General features: G+C 68.2%; 29 protein-coding genes. 8 read left to right on the plus strand and 21 right to left on the minus strand.

The genetic code is table 11. The features are described from left to right. Positions 1-11: 11 nt before the first annotated feature. The 15 genes from C1H84_RS15030 to C1H84_RS15100 all read right to left on the minus strand — a co-directional run bounded on the left by C1H84_RS15030 (position 12) and on the right by C1H84_RS15100 (position 12408). Entirely contained in the window at positions 12-1478 is a 1467-nt protein-coding gene (locus C1H84_RS15030; RefSeq protein WP_113607850.1) for a flagellar hook-length control protein FliK, read from the minus strand. Continuing rightward, on the minus strand, positions 1475-2296 hold the full coding sequence (locus C1H84_RS15035; protein WP_113607851.1) for a C40 family peptidase: 822 nt from the start codon (positions 2294-2296) through the stop codon (positions 1475-1477). Before C1H84_RS15035 ends, C1H84_RS15030 begins: the two co-directional genes overlap by 4 nt. Further along, positions 2293-2715: a flagellar FliJ family protein gene (locus C1H84_RS15040; protein ID WP_181728164.1), complete on the minus strand. Its 423-nt coding sequence runs from the start codon at positions 2713-2715 to the stop codon at positions 2293-2295. Before C1H84_RS15040 ends, C1H84_RS15035 begins: the two co-directional genes overlap by 4 nt. Then, positions 2715-4043 carry a FliI/YscN family ATPase gene (locus C1H84_RS15045; RefSeq protein ID WP_113607853.1) on the minus strand — a complete coding sequence of 443 codons (1329 nt, stop codon included), beginning with the start codon at positions 4041-4043 and terminating at the stop codon, positions 2715-2717. The genes C1H84_RS15040 and C1H84_RS15045 overlap by 1 nt, the downstream gene beginning before the upstream one ends. After that, positions 4040-4648 (minus strand): FliH/SctL family protein, encoded by a 609-nt coding sequence (locus tag C1H84_RS15050; RefSeq protein WP_146956129.1) that lies wholly within the window; start codon positions 4646-4648, stop codon positions 4040-4042. Before C1H84_RS15050 ends, C1H84_RS15045 begins: the two co-directional genes overlap by 4 nt. Continuing rightward, positions 4638-5660 carry a flagellar motor switch protein FliG gene (gene fliG, locus C1H84_RS15055; protein WP_113607855.1) on the minus strand — a complete coding sequence of 341 codons (1023 nt, stop codon included), beginning with the start codon at positions 5658-5660 and terminating at the stop codon, positions 4638-4640. Before fliG ends, C1H84_RS15050 begins: the two co-directional genes overlap by 11 nt. Next, the gene (gene fliF, locus C1H84_RS15060) at positions 5657-7258 is read right to left on the minus strand and encodes a flagellar basal-body MS-ring/collar protein FliF (RefSeq protein WP_113607889.1); all 1602 of its coding nucleotides are present in this window, start codon (positions 7256-7258) and stop codon (positions 5657-5659) included. The genes fliG and fliF overlap by 4 nt, the downstream gene beginning before the upstream one ends. 8 nt (positions 7259-7266) lie before the next feature. Beyond that, a complete protein-coding gene (fliE, locus tag C1H84_RS15065) occupies positions 7267-7572 on the minus strand; it encodes a flagellar hook-basal body complex protein FliE (RefSeq protein WP_113607856.1) in 306 nt (101 codons plus the stop codon). Next, entirely contained in the window at positions 7572-7967 is a 396-nt protein-coding gene (locus tag C1H84_RS15070; protein ID WP_047118824.1) for a flagellar basal body rod protein FlgC, read from the minus strand. The genes fliE and C1H84_RS15070 overlap by 1 nt, the downstream gene beginning before the upstream one ends. Beyond that, complete coding sequence (locus C1H84_RS15075) at positions 7964-8305, minus strand: flagellar basal body rod protein FlgB (RefSeq protein WP_047118823.1); 342 nt, start codon at positions 8303-8305, stop codon at positions 7964-7966. The genes C1H84_RS15070 and C1H84_RS15075 overlap by 4 nt, the downstream gene beginning before the upstream one ends. A 123-nt stretch (positions 8306-8428) precedes the next feature. Then, positions 8429-8752 carry a hypothetical protein gene (locus tag C1H84_RS15080; protein ID WP_113607857.1) on the minus strand — a complete coding sequence of 108 codons (324 nt, stop codon included), beginning with the start codon at positions 8750-8752 and terminating at the stop codon, positions 8429-8431. Then, positions 8745-9158 (minus strand): flagellar export chaperone FliS, encoded by a 414-nt coding sequence (gene fliS / locus C1H84_RS15085; RefSeq protein ID WP_047118821.1) that lies wholly within the window; start codon positions 9156-9158, stop codon positions 8745-8747. Before fliS ends, C1H84_RS15080 begins: the two co-directional genes overlap by 8 nt. After that, complete coding sequence (fliD, locus tag C1H84_RS15090) at positions 9158-10462, minus strand: flagellar filament capping protein FliD (RefSeq protein WP_146956130.1); 1305 nt, start codon at positions 10460-10462, stop codon at positions 9158-9160. Before fliD ends, fliS begins: the two co-directional genes overlap by 1 nt. Before the next feature lie 147 nt (positions 10463-10609). Continuing rightward, complete coding sequence (locus tag C1H84_RS15095; RefSeq protein WP_053797838.1) at positions 10610-11476, minus strand: flagellin N-terminal helical domain-containing protein; 867 nt, start codon at positions 11474-11476, stop codon at positions 10610-10612. A 113-nt stretch (positions 11477-11589) separates the two neighbouring features. Next, complete coding sequence (locus tag C1H84_RS15100; protein ID WP_181728165.1) at positions 11590-12408, minus strand: sigma-70 family RNA polymerase sigma factor; 819 nt, start codon at positions 12406-12408, stop codon at positions 11590-11592. Between the two features lie 257 nt (positions 12409-12665). Between C1H84_RS15100 and C1H84_RS15105 the strand changes: the two genes are divergently transcribed. The 6 genes from C1H84_RS15105 to C1H84_RS15130 all read left to right on the plus strand — a co-directional run bounded on the left by C1H84_RS15105 (position 12666) and on the right by C1H84_RS15130 (position 17636). Further along, a complete protein-coding gene (locus tag C1H84_RS15105; RefSeq protein WP_047118817.1) occupies positions 12666-13157 on the plus strand; it encodes a flagellar protein FlgN in 492 nt (163 codons plus the stop codon). Positions 13158-13166: 9 nt separating this feature from the next. Continuing rightward, complete coding sequence (flgK, locus tag C1H84_RS15110; RefSeq protein WP_113607860.1) at positions 13167-14579, plus strand: flagellar hook-associated protein FlgK; 1413 nt, start codon at positions 13167-13169, stop codon at positions 14577-14579. A gap of 9 nt (positions 14580-14588) precedes the next feature. Further along, positions 14589-15464 (plus strand): flagellar hook-associated protein FlgL, encoded by an 876-nt coding sequence (gene flgL / locus C1H84_RS15115; protein WP_047118815.1) that lies wholly within the window; start codon positions 14589-14591, stop codon positions 15462-15464. Next, positions 15461-15835, plus strand: a complete 375-nt coding sequence (gene fliW / locus C1H84_RS15120; protein WP_113607861.1) for a flagellar assembly protein FliW — start codon at positions 15461-15463, stop codon at positions 15833-15835. The genes flgL and fliW overlap by 4 nt, the downstream gene beginning before the upstream one ends. A 222-nt stretch (positions 15836-16057) precedes the next feature. Continuing rightward, positions 16058-17194, plus strand: a complete 1137-nt coding sequence (locus C1H84_RS15125; RefSeq protein ID WP_113607862.1) for an LLM class flavin-dependent oxidoreductase — start codon at positions 16058-16060, stop codon at positions 17192-17194. Continuing rightward, positions 17178-17636: a MarR family winged helix-turn-helix transcriptional regulator gene (locus tag C1H84_RS15130; RefSeq protein WP_231735968.1), complete on the plus strand. Its 459-nt coding sequence runs from the start codon at positions 17178-17180 to the stop codon at positions 17634-17636. The genes C1H84_RS15125 and C1H84_RS15130 overlap by 17 nt, the downstream gene beginning before the upstream one ends. Positions 17637-17714: 78 nt before the next feature. On the opposite strand, the gene C1H84_RS15135 is transcribed toward C1H84_RS15130, so the two are convergent. Beyond that, entirely contained in the window at positions 17715-18191 is a 477-nt protein-coding gene (locus C1H84_RS15135; protein WP_047118812.1) for an SRPBCC domain-containing protein, read from the minus strand. A gap of 117 nt (positions 18192-18308) precedes the next feature. Between C1H84_RS15135 and C1H84_RS15140 the strand changes: the two genes are divergently transcribed. Further along, positions 18309-18914 carry a dihydrofolate reductase family protein gene (locus C1H84_RS15140; protein ID WP_113607863.1) on the plus strand — a complete coding sequence of 202 codons (606 nt, stop codon included), beginning with the start codon at positions 18309-18311 and terminating at the stop codon, positions 18912-18914. A 28-nt stretch (positions 18915-18942) separates the two neighbouring features. Here C1H84_RS15140 and C1H84_RS15145 read toward each other — a convergent pair whose 3' ends face one another. Then, positions 18943-19452, minus strand: coding sequence for a GNAT family N-acetyltransferase (locus C1H84_RS15145; protein WP_181728166.1), 510 nt, complete (start codon positions 19450-19452; stop codon positions 18943-18945). 404 nt (positions 19453-19856) lie between these two features. Here C1H84_RS15145 and C1H84_RS15150 point away from each other — a divergent pair, with 404 nt between their 5' ends. After that, entirely contained in the window at positions 19857-21518 is a 1662-nt protein-coding gene (locus C1H84_RS15150; protein ID WP_113607865.1) for an MFS transporter, read from the plus strand. Here C1H84_RS15150 and C1H84_RS15155 read toward each other — a convergent pair. Genes C1H84_RS15155 through nadA form a run of 4 tightly spaced genes read right to left on the minus strand, consistent with a single transcriptional unit; the run spans position 21515 to position 26500 of the window. Further along, positions 21515-22675: a cysteine desulfurase family protein gene (locus tag C1H84_RS15155; protein WP_113607866.1), complete on the minus strand. Its 1161-nt coding sequence runs from the start codon at positions 22673-22675 to the stop codon at positions 21515-21517. The two genes, C1H84_RS15150 and C1H84_RS15155, sit on opposite strands and share 4 nt — an antisense overlap. After that, positions 22672-23538 (minus strand): carboxylating nicotinate-nucleotide diphosphorylase, encoded by an 867-nt coding sequence (gene nadC / locus C1H84_RS15160; RefSeq protein ID WP_113607867.1) that lies wholly within the window; start codon positions 23536-23538, stop codon positions 22672-22674. The genes C1H84_RS15155 and nadC overlap by 4 nt, the downstream gene beginning before the upstream one ends. Continuing rightward, positions 23535-25202: an L-aspartate oxidase gene (locus tag C1H84_RS15165; RefSeq protein ID WP_113607868.1), complete on the minus strand. Its 1668-nt coding sequence runs from the start codon at positions 25200-25202 to the stop codon at positions 23535-23537. The genes nadC and C1H84_RS15165 overlap by 4 nt, the downstream gene beginning before the upstream one ends. Next, entirely contained in the window at positions 25199-26500 is a 1302-nt protein-coding gene (nadA, locus tag C1H84_RS15170) for a quinolinate synthase NadA (RefSeq protein ID WP_113607869.1), read from the minus strand. Before nadA ends, C1H84_RS15165 begins: the two co-directional genes overlap by 4 nt. Positions 26501-26528: the final 28 nt, after the last annotated feature.

Below are 26528 nucleotides of genomic sequence, written 5' to 3' on the forward strand. Positions count from 1 at the left end.
AGGTCTTTCGGTTAGGCCAGCAGGTCGAGCCTGGCGACGGGGCGAGCGGGTGGAGCGGGTGTGCCAGGCAGGGCTGGATTCTCCGTTGCAGGGGCGGTATCCGCGCCTTCGGCCAGTGGGATTCCAGGGCTCGGATGCTGCCGGGCGGGAGCGTTGTCGGGGTGACGCTGCTGGAAGTGCCCCTGGCCGGAGCCGGCGAATCCCTGGCCCGCACCGGAACCAGTGTTCCCCGTGGACGCGGCATTCTCTGGCGAGAGCACCTGCACGCTGCCCTGCCCGAGCGCTGCCATCTCACGGCGCAGTTCCGGCAGCAAGGCACGCAAGGCGTGGGTTCCCGCATCGGTCGGTGCCGACAAGTCGACCCGAAGTCCGGAGGGACCCAGCTGAGCGCTGACGGTGATCGGTCCCAACGTTTCCGGTGCCACATGGATATTCATGGTTCGCTGGCCAGGGACGGCACTGAGGACGGTCACGAGCGGCGCGGTGAGCTGCTTCAGCAAGGGCCGGTGCACGGGTGCCGGGCGTGCGGTCGGGACCTCTTCCAGCGGTGGCAGGCCGTCAGCCCGCTGCGGCGGAGCGGTTCCCTGCAAGTTGCCAGCGCTCGCCAGCGCCACCGCGGGAAGCGGCGATTCGGGCGGGGCCTGCGCAAGCCGCTCCCCTGCTCCTGCGGCGACCGCACCTGTTGGTTTCGGCTCACCGGCCACGGCAACCTCGGGCGGTTGGGGTGCATGCTGGTGCGGGAGCGCGCGGGGAACTTGGCCCTCGGAAACCTCGAGCGGCGTGGCATCGGCTTCGGCGTGACCCACAGCGTTCTGCGGCACAGCGGTCCCGGGCGCGGGCGCGGGGTTCTGCACAGGAATCGTCCCGACAGCACCCGGAATCAGGGTGCCGGCAGGCATCCGCCCTGCCGCTTGCGCGCCGGCGGAGGCGGGGGCGGTGAGCGCAGTCACGGCGGACCCCGGAGCGGCGCTCGGTATTGCCGCGCCGGCCGGCATCTCGGTCCGGGCGATGCGCCCCATGGAAGCAGGAACAGCCGAAGGCTCCACCGGCAGCGTGATGCCTGCGGCGGGGCCGTCCATCGGCTGGATCCGGACAGGGACCTTGCCCTGCTGCTCGGCTGCCCCGGAGGATTCGGTCCCTCCGGACGCGCGGTCGAACACTGGCAATGGCACGTCGCCGGCTCCCCCGCTGGTTTCGGGAGGCAGCTCGATGGTCAGCAACAGGTTCTGCGCGAGAACCGGCGGCATTGATGATTCCGGCGCGGCGGGCGGGACTGCGGCTTCTGCAGGTAGTGCGCGATGATCCGGCTCCGGCACGGGCAGGGTCCGAGGATCCAGTGCGGCCGCCGGTTCATCCCCGGCCCGGGCCAGCAGCCCGGCGAAACGCTGCGCTCCCGAAGCCTGGCCCGGCGGCATCTGCGCGACAGGTGCCGGAGAGTCCGCCAATTGGAGCGGCAAGGTGGAGGGGATCCTGGTCATCGCGAAGCCGCCCGCGCGCTGTCGAACAGTGCCCGCTGCGCGGCCCGTGCGTCGGCTGGACCGGAGTTCGCGGCTGCCTCCGAGGGCACGATGCGGCGGATGGTCATGATGTCCTTGTCGGTTTCGAACAGTTCGCGGATGCTCACGCTCTCGCCCGGCCGCGGGGCATGGATCATCTTGTTCCCACCCAGGTAGATGCCGATATGCCCGCCACCGCGGGTGACAATCAGGTCGCCGGGCCTGGCCTGGGCCAACGACGGCACCTCGGTGCCTTCCTTGGCTTGCTGCCTGGCGACGCGCGGGAGCTGGATCCCCAGATCGCGGAAGGTGTGCTGGACAAAGGAGGAGCAGTCAAGGCCCACCTTCGGGTTGTTGCCTCCCCAGACATAGGGCACTCCCAAGTACTTTTTCGACGCGGCGACCACCCTGGCGCCGTCGACGCCCCCTGCGGCCGCAGGTTCGGAGGCGCCCTGCGCACGCGTGGTAGCTGCAGTCTTGCCAACTGCCTCGCGCTGTCCCCGCTCCGCTTCCCTGGCAGGTCCGGCGCCGGCAGCTGCGGGCGCGGCGCCGTTCGCCGAGGCATCCAGGGCGTTCTGGAGCACCTGCTGGAACTCAGTTCCGGCGGGGGAATCGAATGTGATGCCCGCATTGGTGCTGTTCGCCGCGGCATTCGCCGTCCCCTGCAGGGATCCGCCCAGAACGTTGCCCGCGGTGGCGGCAGACCTGGTTTCAGGCGCGGCGGGCGTCGGAAAGCCGGTCACCCGGGCCAAGTTGGATTCGATGGCCCCGATACGCGCGGCGACGTCAGCGTAGCTCACTGTCGAGTCCTTTCCCGAGCGGTTCCTGCCAGATCGTCAAGGAGGTGCTGCTCCCGGGCAAGATCTGCGTGCTGCACCGCCTGGTGATGGCGGGCTTCGAGTTTTTCCAGCGCTTTCACCCCGCGGCGCTGTGCGCGGTAGGCCTCGGCCGCCAGCTCGCGGTCCTCGGCCAGCTGGGCTTCCAGCGCCTGGAGGTCCGCCAGCGCCGATCGCCCGGCAGACCGGGCGGCGGCAATGGCCAGCAGCGATGCGCTGTCCACCGGATCGTTGGCGCTGTCGTGCAGTTCCTGCAGGGTCTGCTCGCGCTGCAGCGTGTGGGCGCGCACCGCCTGGTTGGCCTCGGCCACGGCGCGCGCCGCCTGGCGTTCGCCGATCTGCCGCAACCGCAGCAGGGATGCCAACGAGAATTTCCGGCTCATCATTCAACTCCCAACCGGGCAAGCAGCGCTGTCAGCTGCGCCCATGATTCGTCGACCGGGCAGCCTTCATCCAGCGGCTGCTGCAGGAAGGCGTCGATGGCCAGCCGATGCTCCACCGCGGCATCGGCCAGCGGGTACGAGCCGCTCTGGTACGCCCCCACGTCGATCAGGTCCTGTACGCTGCGCCCGGCCGCCATCACCTGGCGCAGCCGCCCCGAGGCGGCCTTGCGGGAGGGATCGTTGATTTTCGAGGCCAGCCGGGAGACCGAGGCCAGCGCGTCGATGGACGGGAAATGCCCCTGCACCGCCAAGGCGCGGTCCAGCACCACATGCCCGTCCAGCAGCGAGCGCGCCGCGTCGGCCACCGGTTCGTTGTGGTCGTCGCCGTCCACCAGGACCGTGTAGATTCCGGTGATCGCTCCCTGCTGCGCGGTGCCCGCCCGTTCAAGCAGCCGGGCGAGCAGCGAGAAGGTCGAGGGCGGGTAGCCGCGGGTCGCCGGGGGCTCGCCGGCCGACAGCCCGATCTCGCGCTGCGCCATGGCCACGCGGGTCAGCGAGTCCATCATGAGCAGCACCTGCATGCCGCAGGCGCGGAAATGCTCGGCGATGCGTGTTGCGGCCAGCGCCGCGCGCAACCGCATCTGGGCGGGTTCGTCCGCGGTGGAGACCACCACCACCGACCGGGCCAGGCCTTCGGGGCCCAGGTCGTCTTCGAGGAATTCGCGCACTTCGCGTCCGCGTTCACCGATCAGCGCGATGACGTTCAGCTGCGCCGTAGTCCCCCGGGCGATCATGGACAGCAGCGAGGACTTGCCGACGCCGGATCCGGCGAAAAGCCCAAGGCGCTGCCCGGCGCCCACCGTGCACAGGGTGTCCAGCACCCTGACCCCCAGCGGCAGCGGCCGGGTGATGCGGTGGCGTTCCATGGCCGGCGGGCTGTCGTTCTCGATCGGGACCAGCTCGTGCTCGCCCAGTGCGCCAAGTCCGTCGATCGGCTGGCCCAAGCCGTTGAGCACGCGGCCCAGCAGCCCCGGCCCGGCGGGCACCAAGTGCCCGTGGCGTCCGCGGCGCACCGGGTCCCCCAGCCGGATCCGCTGCAGCGAGGCCAGCGGCATGCAGTGCAGCCCGCGGCCGGTGGCTGCAACAACGTCGACCGCAACTTCCTCCGAGCCGACGCTGAGCACCGACCCGACCGGGGCGTCCAGTCCCTGCACGCCCAGGCCCAGCCCGATCAGTTCGCTCACCACCCCAACGCGTTCGGGTGCGGCGGCGGACAGCGCCTGCGCCCAGTGCGGCTGCAGCAGGTTGTGGTGCGCCGGCGCGCTCATGGCGCACCGCCGCACAGCGCGTCCTTGGCCCGGCGCAGCGCGGTGGAAATCCTCGCGTCCAGGAATCCGTGCTCCAGCTCCGCCACGGCGTCCCCGGCGGACAGCGCCGCATCCGCGCGCAGCTCGATCCCGGTGCCGGGAAGTGTCTTCCGTCCCAGCAGCTGCAGGTCCTGCGGGTTCAGCCGCACCGCGCACACCGGCTCGGTGCCTGACAGCTTCGCTGCGCGTTCCATCGCCGCGCGGGCGGCGAACTGCTCATCGCACAGCACCTGCCCGATGATCGCTTCGGCCAGTTCCACGGCCGCCGCAGTCAGCGCAGCGGCGGATTCCTGCGCCGGCGGAACTGCCAGCGCGGCGACGGCCCGGCCGGCGGCGCGCAGGGCGGCCAAGGCCTGGGCCTGTTCCTCGGCCTGCCGGGCCTGGGCCTGGGCTGCCTGCAGCTGAACGGCTTCGCGCTGGGCCCGGGCCGCCTGTTCCGCGGCCCGGATCCCCGTCGCGTAGCCCTCGGCGTAGCCGGTGGAACGCGCGTGCGCCATGACCTGTTCCTGCGGCGCGGAGTCCAGGGAGCGGAAGGCCACGGGACGGAAATTCTGTTCAGGAGACAAAGTCGTCTCCGTCGCCGCGTCGGACGGTGATTTCGCCGCTGGCTTCCAGCGCGCGGATCTGCTGCACGATATCGGCCCGTGCCGCCTCGACTTCGGAGACCCGCACCCGGTCCATGACCGCGATTTCCGAGTCCAACAGCTCAGCGGTGCGTTCGGAGATGTTCTCGCGGATGACCGCTTCCAGCTCGTCGGCCGCGCCCTTGAGCGCGAACGCCAACGTCGTGGCGTTGACTCCGCGCAGCACCCTTTGGATGTCGCGGCGCTCGAAACGCAGCAGGTCGGCGAAGGAAAGCAGCCGCGAGGTGACCTCCTCGGCCAGCGCGGCGTCGAATTGGCCCAGCGAGGCGAGGATCTCCTTTTCCACGGCGATATCCGAACGGTTTATGATGTCCACGAGCGGCTGGATGCCGCCCACCTGTTCCACCGGTTCGTGGCGGGCGACCAGGCTGCCGGTGCGCCGCTTGAGCTCCTCGGAGACCACCCGGACAGCTTCGGGCACCGCGGTGCCCATGGTCGCCAGCGCCGCGGCGATCTGCGTGCGCAATTGCGAGGGCAGCCCGGCGAGCACCTGCGAGGCGACCTCGGGGCGAAGGTAGCCCAGCACCAGGGCCGCGGTCTGCGGCAGCTCGCCGTCCAGCAGCGAGATCAGGTGGGCCGCATCGGTTCCTTCGAGAAACTCGAAGCTGCTGCCGGCGGTCGAGGAGGACAGCCGGTTCATGACGATGGTCGCCTTCTCGTTGCCGAACGACGCTTCCAGCAGGCCGGAGGCCGCGTCACGGCCGCCGACCAGGCTCGCGGTGGCCAGCTCGTGGACTTCCCCCAAGGTGCGCTGGATGACCTCGTCGTCCACCCGCCGCAGGCGCAGCAGCTCGGCGGCGATCTCCTCCGATTCGAATTCGTTGAACTGGCGCATCACCTCGGCGGCCTGATCCTGGTCCAGCTGCATCAGCACCACTGCGACCTTCTGGATTCCGCTCAGTTCACGGGGCGTGCTATCTGTTTCCTGGCTCATGCATCACCCTTTGAATCCATCAGGCTGCGCAGGTGCTGGGCCATCTTGGCGGGGTTTTGCGCGGCCAGCGCGCTCAGTTCTTCGCGTTTGGTCTGGGCGTCCAGCTGCTGAACGTGCGGCGTGCTGACGGTGGCGGGGATCTGGCTGATGGTGGTGGTCGGGGTGTCGGCCACGACGGATACCGCCGCGCTGGGCTCGCGCAGGCTGCGCAGATCCTGCAACTCGCCCAAATCCACCAGCTCGCTGCTGCGCCGGTTGCGGCGGCGCAGCAGCAGGTAGACGGCCAGCAGGACCAGCACCAGCACGATCGATCCGGCGATGACCAGGGTGCGCAGCAGCTCCGCGTCCCGTGCGGCTTTCGCGGCGTCGGAGGCCTCGGTCAGCGCGTTTTGCGCCGCGGTCGCCGATTCGGTGCTGAACGGCAGCACCGAGACGTTGATGGTGTCCTTGCGCCCGGTGTCGATTCCGGCGGCGGCGCTGATCATGGCGGTCAGCTCCTGCACGTCCAGGCCGGAGGCGGCCTGCGCGTCCAGCGCAACTGAAACGCTCTGCCGGTTCAGGTTCCCGGAAGGCACCAGCCTGTTCTCGGTGACCTTGTTGACCGCGTTGGTCCGGTCGGTTTCGGAGGAGGTGAACGTCCCGTCCTTGGCCTCGCCGCTGGGCACCGCGATGTTATCCGGACCCAGGACACCCGCTTCGCCGCTGCCGTTGCCGCTGCCCTGGTAGTCTTCCTTCTTGCTTTTTTCAGCCAATACCGGGTTGTCCTTGGGTGCGCTGAAGCTTTCCTCGGTCCGCTCCGCGGATTCCAGCGACACGTCGGCGGCCACCGCCACGGTCGCATTGCCGGGGCCGACCACGCGGTCGAGCATCGTCTGGATCATGGAGCCCACACGCTGCTCGTACTCCGAGGCCTGCTTGCCGGCAGATCCCTCCACGCCAACGCCGGCGGCCGAGAGCAGGGTGCCGTTCGAGTCGACGACGGAGATGTCGGCAGGCTTCAGTCCGTCCACCGCGGCGGAGGTGAGGTGCACGATGGCCTGCACCTGGTCGGCGGTGAGCGTGGTGTTCGGCTTGGGCTGGACGAAGATCGACGCGGTCGGGGTGGTCGCGGAGTCCACGAACACCGTCTGCTCCGGGATGGCGAGCTTGACCGACGCCATGCTGACCGAGTCCAGGGCCATGATGGTGGAGGCCAGTTCGCCCTCCAGCGCCCGCTTGTAGGTCACGTCCTGCTGGAACTCGGAGGCCGTGACACCCATCTGGTCGAGCAGCGAATAGCCGCCGGCGCCCGCGGTGGGCAGGCCGGCGGTGGCGGCCTTCAGCCGCGCTTCGTACACGTTCTCCTGCGGGACCAGGATGGTTCCGCCGGCGCCGGTGATTTCATAGGGCACCGCGTCGGCCTGCAGCTGCTCGACGATGCCCGACGCGTCCTCGGCGGAGAGCCCGGTGAACAGCGGCGTCATCTTCGGCTGGCTGGCGAAACTCACCAGCGCGACGGTTCCCAGCACCACGATGGCCAGGCCGATGACGGCGATGGTGCGCTGGGCAAGGGTGAAACCGCGGATGCTTTCTCCGAGCTTCACCAGGGCTTTGGGCATGGTTGCCACTAGGCTTGCATCCTCATGATCTCGTTGAAGGCTTCCACGCCGCGGTTGCGGAAGGTCGCTGCCGTTTCAAGGGCCAGCGAGGCGCGCGCGGAGGCCAGGGTCGCGGTATGGATGTCGGCCAGTTCGCCGGTGACTGCCTTGAGCGACAGGTCGTTGGAGGTCGACTGCAGCTGCTGCACCTCGGCCAGCGCGCTGCCCAGCGTGGCGGCAAAGGCCGAGCCGTCGCTGCTGCGGGGTTCCGCCTGGCGGTAGCCGGCAGGGGTTGTCGGGGTGGTGGCCGACACGGGGCTGATCTCGAAGTTCATTACTGGCCACGTCCAATCTGCAGGGCGGCTTGATAGCTTTCACGGGCGCGGTCGACCACGGCGGCGTTGACCTGGTAGCCGCGCTGGGCAAGGATCAGGGAGCCCATCTGTTCCGACAGGTCGATATCGGGATAACGCACGTTGCCATCGGCATCGGCCAACGGGTGGTCCGGCTCGTGCACGATCCGGCCCTCGGCGTCGCCGCGTTCGATGCCAGCGACGTACACCCCGTTGGCGTCGTCCCCCGCCCGCGCCAGGACGTACTGGGCGCGAAAAGCCTCGTCGTCGGTGCTGCGCGCGGTGTTGGCGTTGGCCAGGTTGTCCGACACCGCGTCCAGCCACTTGCGGTGGACGGTCAGGCCGGTTCCGGCGATTCCGATGGCGTCGAACATCAGCTGCCCTTCAATGCGGTGCGGATGGAGCTGAAGGTGCCCGAAGCTGCCTGGGTCGCGAACTGGTAGCGCAGCATGGTGTCCACGTTGGACAGCGTCTCGGTGTCAAGGTTGACGTTCGAGCCGTCCAGCCGCGTGGGTTCCAGGGACCGGTTGGTGCTGGCGACGGCCTCGCCGCTGCCTTGCGAAATCGACGCGGCCAGCGCGGACTCGAAGTCCACCCGACGGGCTTGGTACCCCGGGGTGTTCACGTTCGCGATGTTGTTCGCGATGGCGCGCTGGCGCAGGGAGAGCGCGTTCAGGGCGCTCTCCATCGCTGCAGAGGTCACAGATTCAAACAAGACGTGTCGCTCCAGAGTCTTCAGCTGGGCCCATCCATGGGCAACGGGGCTTGCGAGCGATCCATGCTCCCCCATGACAGAAGCAACTATCGGTTGCTTTGCGGGCCCGGTTAGCCGAATTCCCTAGCCAACCGCGTCAAGGTACACGGCGGCGTCCGCTGGCGGACGGGGCACGCTGTCAACGGCCCTGAGCTGGGCGGCGATGTCGTTTCTGCGTCGGGCGTAGGCATCGATCAGCTCGCCCAGCTGCCCCAGGACCTCGGCGGCGCGCTGGCGAAGCCGGACTGGAAGCGGCATTCCGGATTCAGGGGCCTTCCAGGCGGCGATGTCCAGGTCGACGAGCTGTGCGTCCACGTGCAGCGCGGCGGCCAGACGGGCGCAGCGGGCCTCAAGTTCGTCGAGCAGCTGGTCCCAGGTGCTGCACTGCGATGCAAGTACTTCAGCCAACGTTGACCCCCGCGTGCTGCACTGCCGGGCCGCCTGGGGAAGCCGCGGCCTCGTGCCATGCTTCCTGCAGCGGCTTGAGCAACTCGATGGCCTGGGCGGTGAGCTGGATGTTGCGCTGGATGTTCGCATCGATGAGCAGCTGGGTGACGAAAACGTAGAGGGATCGCAGCCCCGCGCCGCCGGACCACGCCGAGTCGTCGAGGCTGGAGGACAGCTCGGCAATGATCGCCTGGGCGTGCAGCAGGTTCTCTGCCGCTGCGCCCCAGTTCGCCGAGTCCTGGGCGCTCTTGGCCCGATGCAGGTCGACCATCAGCCGGTCGTAGAGCATGGTCAGCAGCTTGGCCGGGCTGGCGGAAAGGATCGCCTCCCGGTTTAGTTGCGCGATCTTCTGGGCAGGATTGAGCATTATTTCTCCTTGGTGCTCGGCAGCGAGGCAAGTTGCGAAGCGAGGTAGGACTGCTGGGCGTTCATGTTGCTCAGCTGCACTTCCAGGGCTGAATAGATGCGCTTCAGGCTCGCTTCCCGGCTTTCCAGCCGGCGGTCCCAATTCAAGATCTGGTCATTGAGCCGGGTGATCGTCGTTTCCTGCCCCTTGATGCGCGAGCTGATGTCCCCGGAATACTTGTCGGACAGTTCGCTGCTGACAGTTTCCACGCGCTTGGCCAGGGTGGCGAAGGCCGACTGCACCCGCGCTGGGTCGGCGTTCAGCGCCTTGGTGAATTTCTCTTCGTCGAAATCGAGTTTTCCCTCTCGGGTGATCGAAATGCCGATTTCCGATGGCGAACGCCCGTCCACCGGCCTGATCGCCGCATCCGTGAGGCGCTGCGTGATGCTTCGGACCATGCTGTCGCCGGTGAAGATCATGCCGCTGGTGGCGCCACCGGTGCCGATGGTGACCGAGGAGTTGGCGGAGATGAAGTTCAGCAGTCCGTTCAGCGATTCCACCAGGGAGGAGGCTTCCTTGGCGGCCGCTGCCATGTCGCGCTGCACGGTGAGGGTGACCGGTTCGCTCGACGTCTTGGAAACGCTCACGTCGATACCCGGCATGAGCCCGGCGAAGGTATTCGACGCGGAGCTGACTGTCTGCTCCGCGGCGCTGCCGGCCCAGAGCGTGACCGTGGCATCCTGCGCGGCACGGATCTGGGTGAGGGGAACGGCCGTGCCGGCCACTGAGAAGGAATTCGCCGCTCCGCTGGCGTCCGCGGTGAACTGCACGCGGTACGTTCCGTCGCCGACCGCGAATTTGACGGCCTTGACTCCCGCCTCGGAAGCGTTGACCGCGGTGATCACGTCGTCCAGGGACGCGGAGACGGCGGTGATGCTGTAGTCCTTGCCGGCCGAGCTCAGCGTGAAGGAGGAGCTGTCCCATTCGGTGAGCGGTCCGGTGACGGTAACCTGCTGCTGGGCGAGCTGGCCGACGGTCAATTCCAGAGATCCAGCCGCGGCCCCGTCGGAGGTCTTCACGGTGACCGAGTTTGAGCTGGATACCGAGGTGAATTTCTGCAGCGCCTCGGGTTTGGCCAGGGTGGCCGAAAGTTTGGCTACGTCCGCGACGCGGGTATTCAGCGACTGGAGCGCCGAGACCATGGTCTGTGTTGCGGTGACCCGATTTTTCAGCATGGTCTGGGGAATCGCTTCGACCTGCATCAGCGACTTGATGAGGGCGGCGGTGTCCAATCCACTGGCCAGGCCATCAAGAGAAATTCCCACGGATACTGCCTCCCGGACTGTGAAAGATGATGTACGTGCCCGCGTGCCCGGAAAGGGCCTCTCGGCCTCTTTCCGGGCGCGGGGCGCCAGGCTGCCGGATTCCGGCGCGCCGACGCGCGCGGCCGGCAGCGGCTAGCCAGCGGGTGGTTAGCCCAGCAGCTTCAGGACGCCCTGGTTGGACTGGTTGGCCTGAGCGAGCATGGCGGTACCAGCCTGGGACAGGATGTTCGAGCGGGTGAAGTTCACCATCTCGCCGGCCATGTCCACGTCGCGGATGCGGGACTCGGCGGCCTGCAGGTTTTCGCGCGACACGTTCAGCGAGTTGATCGCCGATTCAAAGCGGTTCTGCACTGCGCCCAAGGCCGCGCGGCCACTGGACACGCTGGTGATGGCGGTATCGACGGTGCCGATGGTCGCTGCCGCAACCGAGGCCGACGCGAACCCGTCGGTGGTCACGATCGCGGCCTTCAAATCGGTGGCCAGGGTCTTGATGTCGATGCCGCCCTGGCTCAGATCCAGCGAGATCTGGCTGTCGCCGCCGGTGCCGGCGCCGATCTGGAAGGACATGACGCCGTTGCCGGTTGAGCCGGCAGTGGCATCAAGCAGGTTGATGCCGTTGAAGTTGGTCGTGTCGCCGATGCGTCCCAATTCGTCGACCAGGGCGGTGACTTCGGTAGTGATGGCCTTGCGGGATTCCGCATTGTTCGAGTCGTTGCCGGCCTGTACTGCCAGATCGCGCACACGCTGCAGGATCGAGTGGACCTCGGTCAGCGCGCCTTCAGCGGTCTGGATGACAGAGATGCCGTCCTGGGCATTGCGGGCGGCAACGTTCAGGCCGTTGACCTGCGAACGCAGGCCTTCGGAGATGGCAAGTCCGGCGGCGTCGTCTGCCGCGCGGTTGATGCGCAGGCCCGAGGACAGCTTTTCCAGCGACTTCGACAGGTCGTTCTGGGTGTTGGACAGGTTGCGGTGAGCATTCAGCGCCGCGAGGTTGGTGTTGATCTGCATACCCATGATGTTTTCCTCCGTGAGAACGGGTGTTGTTTACCTAGGTCCGTCCATGGACCTCGTGAACAACTATCGGCCGTACTCCGCGAGCGGTTAGCGGGATGCTTCCACCTCGAACATCACGCAATATCCGCTGTCATCGGCGGACCGGTCCAGTCGTCCAAGCGTCCGCCTGTTGCCTGGCGGGCAAACTCGTCGAGGTAGCTGTCGCGCCGCGCCTGGGCGGACTTCGTGAGCTTGGGCTGCACGACGGGCGGCCGGTCGGTGAGGTAATGCGTCTGGATGGCTTCGTGCAGCAGCTTGAGGGCGACGGTGCGCTGCTGCGAAATTGCCGAATGCGTCACGCCCGCCTCGGCAGCAATCTGCTTGACCGTGGCGCCTTCGAAAAAGAGTCGGCGGATCAGGATCTGGAGTTTCTGGGGCAGGCACTGCACGGCCGCATGGATCACGCTGATGCGTTCGCGGTGCAGGATGTTTTCCTCCGGGATTCCCATCTCGGACAGGAGGCTGTCATGCATGGTTTCCTCCAGCGCCACCACGCTGCGCTCGGCATCGGCCATCACCGCGCGCACGTCCGCGCTGCTCACGCCCATGGCGTCGGCCAACTCATGCTCCGATGGCTGGCGTCCCAGAACACCGGTCAAGGCTTCCTGGACGTTGCGGGTTGCAGTGATTTTCTGGCGCGCCCCACGGGTCGCCCAATCGTTCGAACGCATATCGTCGGCAAAGGCACCCATGATCCGGCGGCGGGCGAAGGCGCCGAAAGGCACTCCACGGGAGGGGTCGAATGATTCGGCAGCGCTGATCATCGCGATGGTGCCGATGGAGACGAGATCTTCGCGCGAAAGATGCGTCGCTTTCGAGCAAAGTTCAGCTGCTAGATATCCGACAAGGGGGAGGTTTGCCAAAACCAATTCATTGCGTGCTTCAAGCTCCACTGTGCCGGAGTCCTTTATCTCAGAGTGCGATTGGCTATGTGTCTACCCCAACTAGACAATCGGCCACGCGAACTAACATTAGAACTACATGAGGGTTTTTGACAAACGCTATTTATGAGGCGTTTTCGGACGTATTGTCTCCGGTTTTTCGGGCCTTCGTAGGCGCCTGGCGACCCGGCGCCGCTAACCGTCTTCCACTCGCCGCCGATACTATTGGTTATCGAGGCATTTTGGGGAAATGCCAGAATTGGAGAATCATGACCAATCGGGTAAATGAGCTGTCGACGCTCCTGTTCAAGGAACGGGAATGCCTTGAACTGCTCCATTTCAAACTCGAGGAACAGAATTTACTGCTCATTGCCGGCAAAACGCAATGGCTTTCGGCAGCGACTCGAGAAATCGAACATGTGCTGGAACGCATGCACCATACCAGCCTGGAACGCACGCTGGTCGCCCGCGAGGTGGCCGAAAGTTGGGGCGGCGACCCGGACTCGTCGCTCTCCGAATTGGCTGCGCTCGCGCCAGTGGGGCCGTGGGGAGAGATCCTCACCTCCCATCTGACGGCGATCCATGAATACACCAACGTCATCGCGGCGACTCGCGACGCCAATGAGCAGTTCCTCCGAGCCGCTCAGCGCTCGGCCCAGGAAACCCTTGCGAACCTCGGCGATTCGGCATCGACCTATGGCCGCAGCGGAGCGGCCGATGTTCCAGGCACCGATGCCCGCATACTCGACACCAATGTCTAAGGAATCCAGATGAGCACCTTCGGGAGCCTGAATACCGCCCTGTCGGGGCTCAACGCGGCGCGAGCTGCCATGGAGGTTGCGGGGAACAACTTGGCCAATGTCGCCACCCCGGGATACACCCGGCAGCGTGCCGAGTTCCAATCCGCAGGGGCGGTGGCCTCCACCGGCAAGATCACCTCGTCCGGGCGCATCGACCAAGGCGTCGTGTTCACCGGCATCGCCCGATTGGCCGACGCCAGCCTGGACGCCCGCGTCCGAGGCACCGTCGCGCTGGCCTCGCAGAGCTCGGTGCGCGCCGATGCGATGGCAGATCTCGAATCAATCCTGCGCGAACCGGGCGAGAACGGCCTCTCCGCGTTGCTCAACGATTTCTGGGCCGGATGGGAAGACGTGGCAGGCCAGCCAGGCGACGCCGCCGCGGGGGCCGTGCTGCTCCAGCGCGCGCAGTCGGCGGTCGACCGCATCGTCCAGATGGATGACGAGATCAACGGCCAGTGGACCTCCCAGCGCCAGGACCTGAGCACCCGCATCGACGATCTGAATGCCACCGCGCAGGGCGTCGCGGCGCTGAACGGGCAGATCCGTTCGCTCACCGCCGCCGGTGGTTCGCCCGCTGCGCTGCTCGACCAGCGCTCGCAGCTGGTCGAGCGCCTGGCCGAGCTGTCCGGCGCGAGCGTGCGCGAGCTGCCCGATGGAACCGTCGACGTACTGCTGGAGGGCAGCCCCCTGGTCACCGGGACTACTGCCCGCTCGCTGCAGCTGTCCGGAGGCCGGAACAGCGAGGACGCCGCGGTCTCCGTGCGCTGGTCGCACCGGCCTGACGACCAGGTGTCGCTGGATGCCGGCAGCATCGCGGCAGGGCTCGCGGTGCTCTCCCCCGCCACCGGTTCCTACAGCTCGGGGCCGCTGGCGCAGGCTGCCGCGCAGCTGGACCGGATCGCCCTGCGCCTTGCCGAGGCGGTCAACCAGGTGCACCACTCGGGATTGACCAGTGCCGGCACGCCTGGCGGCGACTTCTTCGGCATCGATCCGGCAAACCCAGCCGGCAGCATCAAGGTGCTGCTCCACGACGGGTCCCAGCTGGCCACCGGCTTGCCCGGCGGCGGCGCGCTGGACGGCTCGAACGCTCAGAAGCTGGCCGAGCTGGGCAAGACACCGGACGGCGCCGACGCGCTGTGGTCGCGGCTGGTGATCGAGGTGGGAGCCACGAGCCGCGCCGAGGCAACCCAGGCGCTGTCCAGCGCTATGGCCGCGGACGGTGCCGTCACCGCGCGCCACGGCGCCTCCGCGGTGTCGTTGGACGAGGAGAACATCGCCCTGCTCAGCCACCAGCATGCCTACCAGGGCGCTGCCCGAGTGCTCACCGCACTGGACGAAATGCTGGACACCTTGATCAATGGCACCGGCCGTGTTGGACGATAGGACCTGCACATGACACGCATTACCACGTCGGCGCTCAGCTTCAATGCCGAACGCAACCTCGCCGCCGCGGCCGCCCGGCTGGCCACGATCCAGGACAAGATCGGCTCCAACAAACAGATCAGCCGGCCCAGCGACGACCCGGCGGGGGCCGCCGAGGCGATGGCGGTTCGCACCGAGCAGCGCCAGAACGCGCAGTTTTCCCGGAACGCAGCGGATGCCAATGGCTGGCTGTCTTCCACGGACGTCGCCTTGTCCGCCGCGACCAGCCTGCTTCACCGGGTGCGCGACCTGACCGCCCAAGGAGCCAACGACGGAGCGCTCGGACCGGAGGCCCGGGAAGCGATCGCCCTTGAACTCGACCAATTGCGTGAGCAGATGGTCGGGGTGGCCAACACCCAGTACCGCGGGCGCTTCTTGTTTGCCGGCACCTCGGATGCCGGCAGCGCGCTGGATGAGAACCTGCAGTTCTCCCAGGGCAGCGAGGTCCTGCGCCGGATCGGGCCGAATTCCTCGGTGCGCGTGGACGCCGACGGCGCTGCCGCCTTCGGCCAAGGCCCGGACAGCGTCTTCAGCCTCATCTCCTCCATCGCGCAGGATTTGCGCAATGGCGTCAATGTGTCCTCACGACTTGAAACGGTGGATGCCCACTTGCAGAACATCCTTGCCACCCAGGCCTCCGTCGGCGCCAGCCACGCCACGGTGCGCACGGCCGAGCAGAGCCTGCTGGGCGATGCAGTCAACCTCGAGGCCCGGCGCGCGGGCACCGAGGACATCGACCTCGCCACCGCCATCCTGGAGCTCAAGAGCCAAGAGGTCGCCTACCAGGCGGCGCTGTCCGCCGCGGCCCGCACCCTGCAGCCTTCACTCATGGACTTCCTGCGATGAGCCGCAAACTGATCCCGTCCTCCGCCCTGCCCGGATTCCCGCAGGCGCAAACGCTGGAGCTTTGTGCTGTCGACGGCGCCCCGGGCCTCTTTGCGCTGTCATCCCCCGAGGCGCCATCATTGCGCTGGTTCGTCCTCGAGACCGCAGTGCACCTGCCGCACTACACACCGCAGTTCTCCGAAGACCACCTGGCGGCGGTCGGCCGGCCGGCGCAGAACGCGCGATTGGTCCTTGCCGTGGTCAACACCGCCGACCAGCGACCCAGCGCCAACCTCTTCGCGCCGCTCTTGGTCAACGACGACACCGGGCAGTGCTCCCAGGTCCTGCTTGAATCGCAGGATTGGCCTTTGCGCCATGACCTGAGCGCCTAACCTCGAACTCCGGCGGAAGGATTGTTTAATTTCCTTCCGGCGGAGTTTTCTTTTCCGCCTGGATACTGCATAGTAGCGATTCAGGCGGAATCCGATTTGGTCTCTGCGTCGCAGCTTCCCACCTCGGGAATAATTGACGCCTCAACTTGTTGTTACATGCATACGCATATAAATTGGAGACGAGCACACGATGTGACGTTTCACCAGCTAATAGGAGTAGGCATGCAGTTCGGAGTTTTCTCAGTCAGCGACATCACCCGCGATCCCACCACCGGCCGTGTGCCAACAGAGAAGGAACGCATCGACGCCCAGGTCGCCATCGCCAAAAAGGTCGAGGAAATCGGCATGGACGTCTACGCCATCGGCGAGCACCACAACCGCCCGTTCTTCTCCTCCTCGCCGACCACCACTCTGGCCTACATCGCGGCGCAGACCGAACGCATCATCCTGTCCACCACGACCACGCTGATCACCACGAACGACCCGGTGAAGATCGCCGAAGACTTCGCCATGCTGCAGCATCTGTCCAACGGCCGCACCGACCTCGTGCTCGGCCGCGGCAACACCGGCCCGGTCTACCCGTGGTTCGGGAAGAACATTCAGGACTCGGTCAACCTGACCGTGGAGAACTACAACCTGCTGCGCCGCCTGTGGGACGAGGACGTGGTGAACTGGGAAGGCCGCTTCCGCACCCCGCTGCAGAACTTCACCTCCACCCCGCGCCCGCTGGACGACGTGGCCCCGTTCGTCTGGCACGGCTCGATCCGCACCCCGCAGGTCGCGGAAATCGCCGCCTACTACGGCGACGGCTTCTTCGCGAACAACATCTTCTGGCCGAAGGAGCACTACCAGCAGTTGATCGGCCTGTACCGCGAGCGCTACGAGCACTACGGCCACGGCCGCGCCGACCAGGCTATCGTGGGCCTGGGCGGGCAGTTCTACATGGCCAAGGAATCGCAGCAGGCGGTCAAGGAGTTCCGCCCGTACTTCGACAACGCCCCGGTCTACGGCCACGGCCCGTCGCTGGAGGACTTCACCGCGCAGACCCCGCTGACCGTCGGCTCCCCGCAGCAGGTGCTGGAGAAGACGCTGAGCTTCCAGGAGTACTTCGGCAGCTACCAGCGCCAGCTGTTCCTTATTGACCATGCGGGCCTGCCGCTGAAGACCGTGCTGAACCAGCTGGACATGTTCGGCGAGTACGTGCTGCCCGAGCTGCGCAGGGAAATGGACGCCCGCGCGCCGAAGGACCTGACCCCGGCACCGACACATGCAGGCCTCGTGGCAGCTCGTGACGCTAAACTGAAGGCTGAGCAAGCCAACGCCCCAAAGGAGCCTGAAGTCAGTGACCGGGACCAGTAACACCCCCGCCCCCGTGAAGGTCACCATCGACGCCTGGGAGTCGCTCTTCCGGGCGCAGGTGGCCGTCATGAGGAAGGTCAGCGCCAAGCCGGAGTTCCACAAGCTCTCCATGCGCGAATACGATGTGCTGTTCAACCTTCGCATCTGCCCGGGCGGCCGCAGCCGCCTGGTCGACCTGAACCGCTACCTGCTGATCTCGCAGCCGAGCCTGAGCCGCATGGTCACCCGGTTGGAGGACAAGGGCCTGATCACCCGCGAGGCCGACCCGACCGACCAGCGCGCGATGCAGCTGTCGCTGACTCCCAAGGGGCTGGCGGTCCAGCAGGAGATCGGCCGGGAACACGTCAAGCACATCTACGAGCAGATCGGCACGGCGCTGAGCGAAGACGAGTTCATCCAGCTGCAGCAGCTGACCTCCAAGCTGCGCAGCGCCATCCAGTAGCGCGCACGCCGAACGCCGGCGGATCCAGTCCTGCGGGGCGGTTCCGCCGGCGTTGCCGCGTTATTCGTCCGGCCGCCGCTACTTGTAGAAGCCCTCGCGCAGCACGATGCCGTATTCCAGCCAGCACTTCATGGCCGCGAGCATGCCGGTCCAGCCCTCGCAGTTGCCGAAGGCCGCCGTGGCACCCTCGGCGGTGTCCTGCCACGCGGATTCGGTGATCACGACCTTGGTGCGCGAGTTGTCGTCCTGGGGCTGGAAGTCGAAGGTGACGGTGTTCTGCGCGTCGGGCGCCGCGGAATGGTTCGCTTCCCACTGCAGCACGATGCGCCGCGGAACCTCGGCTTCCAGCACCTTGACCGGGAAGACGCCCGGGAAGTCGTGGAAGTCCCAGCTCACGGTCGCGCCGGTTTCCAGGCGGCCCTTGGCGCCGCCGGTCGTGAAGTAGGCGGAGAGCTGCTCGGGATCTGCCACCGCCTCGTACACCTGGGTGCAGGTCTTGGCGATGTGTCCCGAAACGCTGAAGGACAGCTGGCTGGGGGCTGGGTCGTGGCTCACGGCACTTTTCTACACCTCGTGCTCCCAGCGGGGCAAGAGCCCGTCGCGCATTCCCAGCCGCGGTGTCCAAGGCTATCCTGTCGCCATCGGATTCTCGAACGGCTGAGGGAGCGCATCATGGCACGGGTTACCTGCGACGTCACGATCTCACTGGACGGCTTCGTGGCCGGGCCGGAGCAGAGCCTTGAACAGCCGCTGGGCCGCGGCGGCGAACAGCTGCACCAATGGCAGTTCGAAGCCCGGGACGACGACGCCGCGGAGCGCGCCGGAATCCTGGAGGCAGGCGCCTACATCATGGGCCGGAACATGTTCAGCCCCGAGCGCTGGGCGCCCTCGGGCAGCTGGCGCGGCTGGTGGGGCGAGGATCCCCCGTATCACGCACCGGTCTTCGTGCTCACCCACCACGAGGGCGAACCGCTGGCCATGGAGGGCGGCACGGTCTTCAACTTCGTGACCGGCGGGATCCGCCAGGCGCTTCAGCTGGCGCGCGAGGCGGCCGGCGGGAAGAATGTCGCGATCGCCGGCGGAGCGTCGACCATCAACCAGTTCCTGGACGCGGGGCTGCTGGACGAACTGCGGCTGCACATCTCCCCGAAGCTGCTGGGCTCCGGCGAGCGCCTCTTCGAGGGCGTGTCAGGGCAGGAGTTCATCCCGCGCTCCTCGCGCAGCACCGGGCTGGTCACCCACGTGATCTACGATCTCGCACCGCGGGAATCCGCCTGACCCGGCACAGGCTTCGGAGCCGAGTGCCCTAGCAGCCGAAGGGGCTGGCGTACCGGTAGTCGCCGCGCGGCAGTGCGCTCTCGTCGAACACGCGCACCATGAAGTGCTCGCCCCAGGTCGGGTCGCTGGGGATGATACCGCGCCCGGACGCCGGTTCGTAGCCGAAGCGGTGGTAGTAGCCCGGCGAGCCGAGCAGCACGATACCGCTGAGCTGCGCGTTCTCCGCGGCGTCGTGGATCTGCTGCATCAGGATCGAGCCGACACCGCGGTGCTGGTACTCCGGAGCCACGGCCAGCGGGCCCAGGCCCAGCATCTGCTGCCCATCGACCCTTCCCCAGGTGGCGATGACATGGCCGATCACCACGGCGTCGTCGAGCGCGACGATGGAAAAGCGCGCATCGTAGCCCTCGCAGTCGAAGAGCTGCTGCAGCAGCCCGACTTCCTCGGGCTCGACCATCGGATCGATTCCGGCAAAAGCCGCATGCGTCACCGCATAGACTGCGGCCCGGTCATCGAAGCCCTCTGGACGAATCTGCATGATCGCCAACCTACCAAACCAGCATCGTCTTGGTAAATCGAATCTTGCTACTGCCCGGCCTGCTCCCCCTGCTCCTTCCGCACCCGTCCCGCCCGGATTCCTGCAGGCCACAACGCACATCCGCTGGCGGCCAGCCCTTGTGCGCAGCGGCCGGCAGGTGCCATGAGGCGTTCACCATCAGCGCACCATCCGGAGGTTGGCCATGTCCGTGCATCGCACCGCGCGGCGCGCTGCGTTGGTGCCGGGCCGCAGCGCTGGCTGCCGCTCTGTAAGAGGACCCGAACGTTGTCCACATTCAACCATTTGGTGGATGACCAGTTCGGTTTCCCGGATTACGATCAGGAATTAAAGGCACACCGCACGGCAGCACGCCGGCGCACCAGCAACCACCAGAGGCCAGAGACGTGACGACAGACAAAACACGAAACACCGCACCCGGCGCCGTCCCCCGCTCCGCAGCGCACCCGTGGGCGGCGCTGGGCATCCTGGCCGCAGGCCTTGGACTGGTGGTGCTGGACGGCACCATCGTCGGCGTGGCGCTGCCGACCATCATCGCCGACATCCGCCTGGATCTGGGCGACGCGCAGTGGGTCAACAGCCTCTATGCGGTGGTGCTCGCGGCGCTGCTGCTGTCCACCGGCAGCCTGGCCGACCGCTGGGGCCGCAAGAAGATGTTCATCGCCGGCCTGCTGGTGTTCATGGGCGGTTCGCTGCTGGCCGCCAACGCCGACGCGGCCGGCTCGCTGATCTCCGCCCGCGCCCTGCAGGCGGTGGGCGCGGCGAGCATCATGCCTTCCACCCTGTCCACGGTGAACTCGCTGTTCCAGGGCAAGCAGCGCGCCGCCGCCTTCGGCGTATGGGGCGCGGTGATCTCCGGCGCCGCGGCCATCGGCCCGCTGGCCGGCGGCCTGCTCACCGAATACGCCTCCTGGCACTGGATCTTCCTGGTGAACCTGCCGCTGGGCGCCGTGCTGCTGGTGCTGGGACTGCTCTTCGTGCCCGAAACCAAGGGCGGAACCACCGGCCGCGGCGTGGACGTGGACGGGGCGCTGCTCAGCGCGCTGGGCATGGGCGCGCTGGTGTTCGCGATCATCGAAGGACCGGACGCCGGCTGGATCACCCCCACCAAGGAACTGAAAATCGGCTCGTTCACTTGGCCGGCCGATGCGGCGGTATCGTTGCCCGGCATCGCGCTGCTGGTCTCGGCCGCGGCCATCACGCTGTTCATCTTCTGGGAACGGCACCGCGCACGCAACGGCCGCGCCGCGCTGCTGGAACTGCGCTTGTTCGAGCACAAGACCTTCACCTGGGGCAACCTGACGGCCGCGAGCGTGGCCATCGGCGAATTCGCGCTGCTGTTCGTGCTGCCGCTGTTCCTGGTCAACGCCCTGGGGCTGAGCGTGCTGCATACAGGCTTCATCCTGGCCGCCATGGCGCTGGGCGCGTTCTTCTCCGGGGCATCGGCGCGGCACCTGGCCGCGGTGCTCTCCCCGGCCGGCACCGTGCTGCTGGGCCTGGGACTGGAAACCGCCGGTGTGCTGGTGCTGGCCCTGGTGCTCAGCGCCGGGGTGTCGGTGTGGGCCGTGGCGGTCACCCTGGTGGTCTACGGGCTGGGCCTGGGACTTGCCTCCGCGCAGCTGACCGGCACGGTGCTGGCCGAGGTTCCGGTGCAGATTTCCGGCCAGGGCTCGGCCACGCAGAGCACCGTGCGCCAGATCGGCTCGGCGCTGGGCACCGCGATCTCCGGCGCCGTGCTCTCCGCGGCGCTGGCCATCACCCTGCCCTCGCGGCTGGACGACGCCCTGGTTCCCGCCGCGCAGGCTTCCCAGCTGGCCGAGGCCACCCGGCAGAGCGCCGGCACCACCATCACCCAGCTGCGCGTCCAGCCTCCGGGCGGGCACGATGCGGCCTCGACCATCGACGCCTTGTCCGCCGGGTTCTCCGACGCCACCCGCCTGTCGATGCTGGCTGCGGCGTTCTTCCTGCTGCTCGGCGCCGTGGGCGCCTGGCGGCTGCTCTCCGCGCAGCGGACGGCGAACCGGCTGGCCGCGGAAAGCGGCAGCTAGGCGGCGCCCGGCGATGCCGGCAGCAGCCCGCCCACCGCGGCGATGACCGCGTTTGCGACCTGGCTCAGTTCGTTTTCCTTGATGCCGCGCCCGAAGGACAGCCGTACCGCGGTGTGCGCCAGCTGCTCTTGGTACCCCATGGCGGTGAGCACCGGCGAGGGGTCGGTGGACCCGGCCGCGCAGGCGGACCCGGAGGAGCACAGCACGCCCTTGCGCTCCAGCTCGATCAGCACGGTCTCCCCCGCGGTTTTCGGGAACACGAAGGACACGATGCCGCCGATGCGCTGCTGCCCGCTGCCGGTCAGCTGCACGCTGCCCGGGTGCTTGGCTTCCAGCCCGCGGGTGATCTTCTCGATGAGGTAGGGTCCGTAGCCCTCGCCCAGCCCCTGCGCGCGCTGGGAAGCGCAGACCTGCAGGGCCACCGCGATGCCGGCGGCGGCCGCCGGGTTCTCGGTGCCCGAGCGCATGCCCGACTGCTGCCCGCCGCCATGCAGCAGCGGCACGAAGCGGTCCTTCCCCGACAGGTACAGCGCCCCGCTGCCCTTCAGCCCGCCGATCTTGTGCCCAGAGATGCTCAAGGCGTCCACCGCGGCGGCCAGCGGCGCCAGGTCCAGCCAGCCGGCGGCCTGCACCGCGTCGGTGTGCATTAGCGCGCCGGCCGCGTGGGCCAGCGCGGCGACCTGCGCCACCGGCTGGATGGTGCCGACCTCGTTGTTCACCGCCATCACCGAGACCACGGCGACGTCGTCGTCGATCAGCTGCGCCGCATGCTCCAGGTCCACCAGCCCGTCGGAGGTGACGTCGATGAGCCGCAGCGTGAAATCGTGGAAGTCCACCAGGTAGCGGCAGGCTTCGAGCACCGCGGGGTGCTCGATGGTGCTGGCTACCACCACCCGGCCGCGCGGATTGCCCAGTGCGCCGCCGATCACCGCGGTGTTCGCGCCCTCGGTGCCGCCGGAGGTGAAGTAGATCTCCTCTTCGCGCACCGCCAGCTGCGCGGCGACCTGGGCGCGCGCCCAGTTGGCGGCCCGGCGGGCCTGGTGCCCCGCCTCATGGTGCGAGGCGGGGTTGCCGAAGTCGCGGGTCAGCAGCGGCGAGACGGTGTCCAGCACCTCCTGGCGCGGCGGGGCGGTGGCGGCGGCGTCCATGTAGATCATTCGACAACCATATCCAGTCCCAGGTCGATCGCCGCCACCGAGTGGGTGATGGCGCCCGAGGAGATGATGTCCACCCCGGATTCGGCCACCGCGGCGACCGTGCCGGCGTTGATGTTGCCGCTGGCCTCCACGATCGCGCGCCCGGCGATCAGCTCGATGGCCGCCGGGATGTCAGCGGGGTCGAAGTTGTCAAGCATGATCACGTCTACCCCCGCCTCCAGCACCGCCGGCAGCTGGTCGATGGAATCCACCTCCACCTCCATGGCGGTGGTGTGCCCCAGCCTGGCGCGCACGCCGCGCAGCGCCTCGGTCAGCGCCTGCGGGGTATCGAACAAGGCCAGGTGGTTGTCCTTGGCCATGAACGCGTCGGAGAGGTTGTCGCGGTGGTTCACCCCGCCGCCGCAGCGCACCGCGTAGCGTTCCAGCGCGCGCAGCCCCGGGGTGGTCTTGCGGGTGTCGGCGATGCGCGCCTTGGTGTGCGCGACCAGGGCGACTAGCTCGCCGGTAGCGGTGGCGATGGCGCTCAGGCGCTGCAGCAGGTTCAGCCCCACGCGCTCGGCCGTGAGGATGGAGGCCGCCGGGCCGCTGACCTCGATCAGCGTATCCCCCGCGGCGAACTTCTCCCCTTCGGCGACCAGCTGGGTGGTGGCGATGCCCGGGTCCACCGCGTGCATGGCGCGGGCGAACACCGTGCCGCCGGCCAGGATGCCGGGCTGGCGGGCGCGCACCCGGCAGGTGGCGACCGCCCCCGCCGGCACGATGGTGTCCGCGGTCAGGTCCCCGCGGGGGTTGTCCTCCTGAAGCGCGAAATTGATGATGCGGTCGATCACGCGCAGCGGGACGGGATGGATGGGTGCGTTCACGCGGTGTGTTCCTTGCTGCTTGGGCTTGAAGTGGTCAGGGGTGGAGAAAGCTGTTCGGCGGTTTGTTCGGCACAATTCAGCTGCCAGCCGTAGCGGATGGCAGGCTGCGATAGCCCGGGCGCCGAGTCCAGCCGATGGTGGGCGCCGAGCGATCCTCCGCGCGCCAGCGCGCCGGCCGCGGTGAAGCGGGCGGCCAGCCACAGGTTCTCCAGCTCCTGCTGCGCGCGAGGGGACTCTGCCACCGGGGCGGAAGCCGCCAGCAGCTCGGCGAAGCGCTGAAGCTGCTCGCCGGTGCGGTACACGCCGATGGCCTCGCTGGCCTCGCGCTGCAGGGTGTCCAGGTCCAGCGGGCCCTCGGCCGCGCCGTGCGCGGACAGCGCCGTCGGTAGCTGGGCGACGGTCATCCCGTCGAGCCCATCGAGGTCCGCGCAGGCCCCGGGATCGTCGGAAAGCATGGCCTGCACCGCGGTGCGGGCGAACACCATCGCCTCCAGCAGCGAGTTGCTGGCCAGCCGGTTGGCGCCGTGCACCGTGGTGTTGGCGCATTCGCCGGCCGCGTAGAGCCCGGGCACGGTGGTGCGCGCGCTGGTGTCCGTGGTGATCCCGCCCATGGCGTAGTGCTGGGCAGGGACCACCGGGACCAGGTCCGCGGCCAGATCCAGCCCGCAGGCCGCCAGCCGTGCGGTGATCGAGGGGAAGCGCCGTGCGGTGAAGCCGGCGCCACGCTGCGCGTCCAAGCCGCGGGCGTCCAGGTACACCCGGCGCCCGGCCAGCAGCTGGCGGTGGATGCCGCGGGCCACCACGTCGCGCGGGGCCAGCTCGGCATCGGGGTGCTCGGCGGGCATGAAGCGCTCGCCGGTGCCGGTGACCAGCACCGCGCCCTCCCCGCGCACCGCCTCGGAGATCATGCCGGCCTCCGGGTAGGCCGCCGGGTCGACCAGCGTGGGGTGGAACTGCACGAATTCCGCGTCGGCGATCACCGCGCCGGCCCGGGCCGCCAGCCCGATCCCGTCCGCGGTGGCCCCTGCCGGGTTGGTGGTCGCGGCGTACAGCCGGCCCAGTCCCCCGGTGGCCAGCAGGACCGCGTCGGCCTCGATCCGGTGCGACGTGCCGTGCTGCAGGACCTCGACCCCGGCCACCGCACCGCGCTCGTCGAGCACCAAGGACGTGGCCAGCGCATGCTCGCGCACCGTCAGCTCGCCGGCGTCGCGGGCGCGCAGCACCGCGGCGGACAGGGCCGCAACGAGCCCGGCCCCGGTGGCGTCCCCGGCGATGTGCAGGATGCGGTGGGCGCTGTGCGCTGCCTCCAGGCCCAGCTGGTAGCCGCCGCCCTCGGTGCGGTCGAACGCGACCGCGTGGCCTTCCAGCGCATCGACCAGCTCGGCGGCCGAGGCGCACATGAAGTCCACCGCGGTTTCCCCGCAGTGCCCGGCGCCGGCGGCCAGCGTGTCAGCCGCGTGCGCGGCCACCGAGTCCCCGGCGGCGATGGACTGCGCGGTGACGGCGCTCAGCCCTCCCTGGGCCAGCTCGCTGTTCGAGTCCCCCAGCCGGTCCTTGGTCAGCAGCACCGGGTGCGCCCCGGCGGCAGCCGCCTGCAGCGCCGCGGTCAGCCCGGCGACCCCGGACCCGATGATGACCAGCTGCTTCTCCCCCGCGGCGCTCATGGCCGGGCGGCCAGCATGCGTTCCAGGGCGATTTTCGCGTCGCCCTGCTGCTCGGCGGGCACGGTGATCCGGTTGACCACGCGCCCGGCGACCAGCTCCTCCAGCACCCAAGCCAGGTAGCCGGGGTGGATGCGGTACATCGTCGAGCACGGGCAGATCACCGGGTCGAGGCAGAAGATGGTGTGCTGAGGGTACTCGGCGGCCAGCCGGTTGACCATGTTGATCTCGGTGCCGATCGCGAACACCGTGGGCTCGGTCGCGTCGGCGATCGCGCGGCGGATGTAGTCGGTGCTGCCGGCCTCGTCGGCCGCGTCCACGACCTCCATCGGGCATTCCGGGTGCACGATCACGCGCACGCCGGGGTACTCCTCGCGCGCCTTCGCGATCTGGCCCGGGTTGAAGCGCTTGTGCACCGAGCAGAAGCCGTGCCACAAGATGACCTTGGCATCGCGCAGGGTCGCCGCCTCGTTGCCGCCCAGCGCCTTGCGCGGGGTCCACATGGGCATCTGCTCCAGCGGCACGCCCATGGCCTTGGCGGTATTGCGGCCCAGGTGCTGGTCGGGGAAGAACAGCACGCGCCGGCCGCGCTCGAACGCCCATTCAAGCACCGTGGCGGCATTCGAGCTGGTGCACACCAGCCCGCCGTTGCGGCCCACGAACGCCTTCAGCTCGGCCGAGCAGTTCATGTAGGTGACCGGGATGACCGGCAGGCGCCCGTCGTCCTGCTCGTCCTTGTATAGTTCGGTCAGCTCGTCCCAGCACTGCTGGACGCTCGGCCCGTCGGCCATGTCCGCCATGGAGCAGCCCGCCGCCAGGTTCGGCAGGATGACCGCCTGGTCCTCGCGCGAGAGGATGTCTGCGGTCTCCGCCATGAAGTGCACGCCGCAGAAGACGATCGCCTCCGCCGTCTGGCGGGTCAGCGCCGCGTTGGCCAGCTGGAAGGAGTCGCCGACGAAATCCGCGTACTTCACCACCTCGTCGCGCTGGTAGAAGTGGCCCAGGATCACCGCGCGCTCGCCCAGGGTTTCCTTGGCCGCCAGGATGCGCGCGTCCAGCTCCTGATCGCTGGCCTTCAGGTACTCCTGCGGGATGCTGCCCTGCACCGGGTAGCCGGCAGGCACCTCGTCCGTTTCCGAGGCGCCAGGGCCGTAGCCGCCAGGGGTGTCCCAGGGGTTGGACTTCAAATCGTCCGAGCAGGTGGAGCCCGGGGCCAGCAGGTTCAGCCGCGCGATGTTCTGCGCGACCGAGGCGTTGTGCTGGGCCGAAGCCGCGTCGGTGAAGATGGTGTTGGTGCTCATGGTGCTCCCCCTTCAGGGATTCAACGGT

This window comes from Glutamicibacter soli (assembly GCF_003309065.1).
GTDB classification, from domain to species: Bacteria; Actinomycetota; Actinomycetes; order Actinomycetales; family Micrococcaceae; genus Glutamicibacter; species Glutamicibacter soli.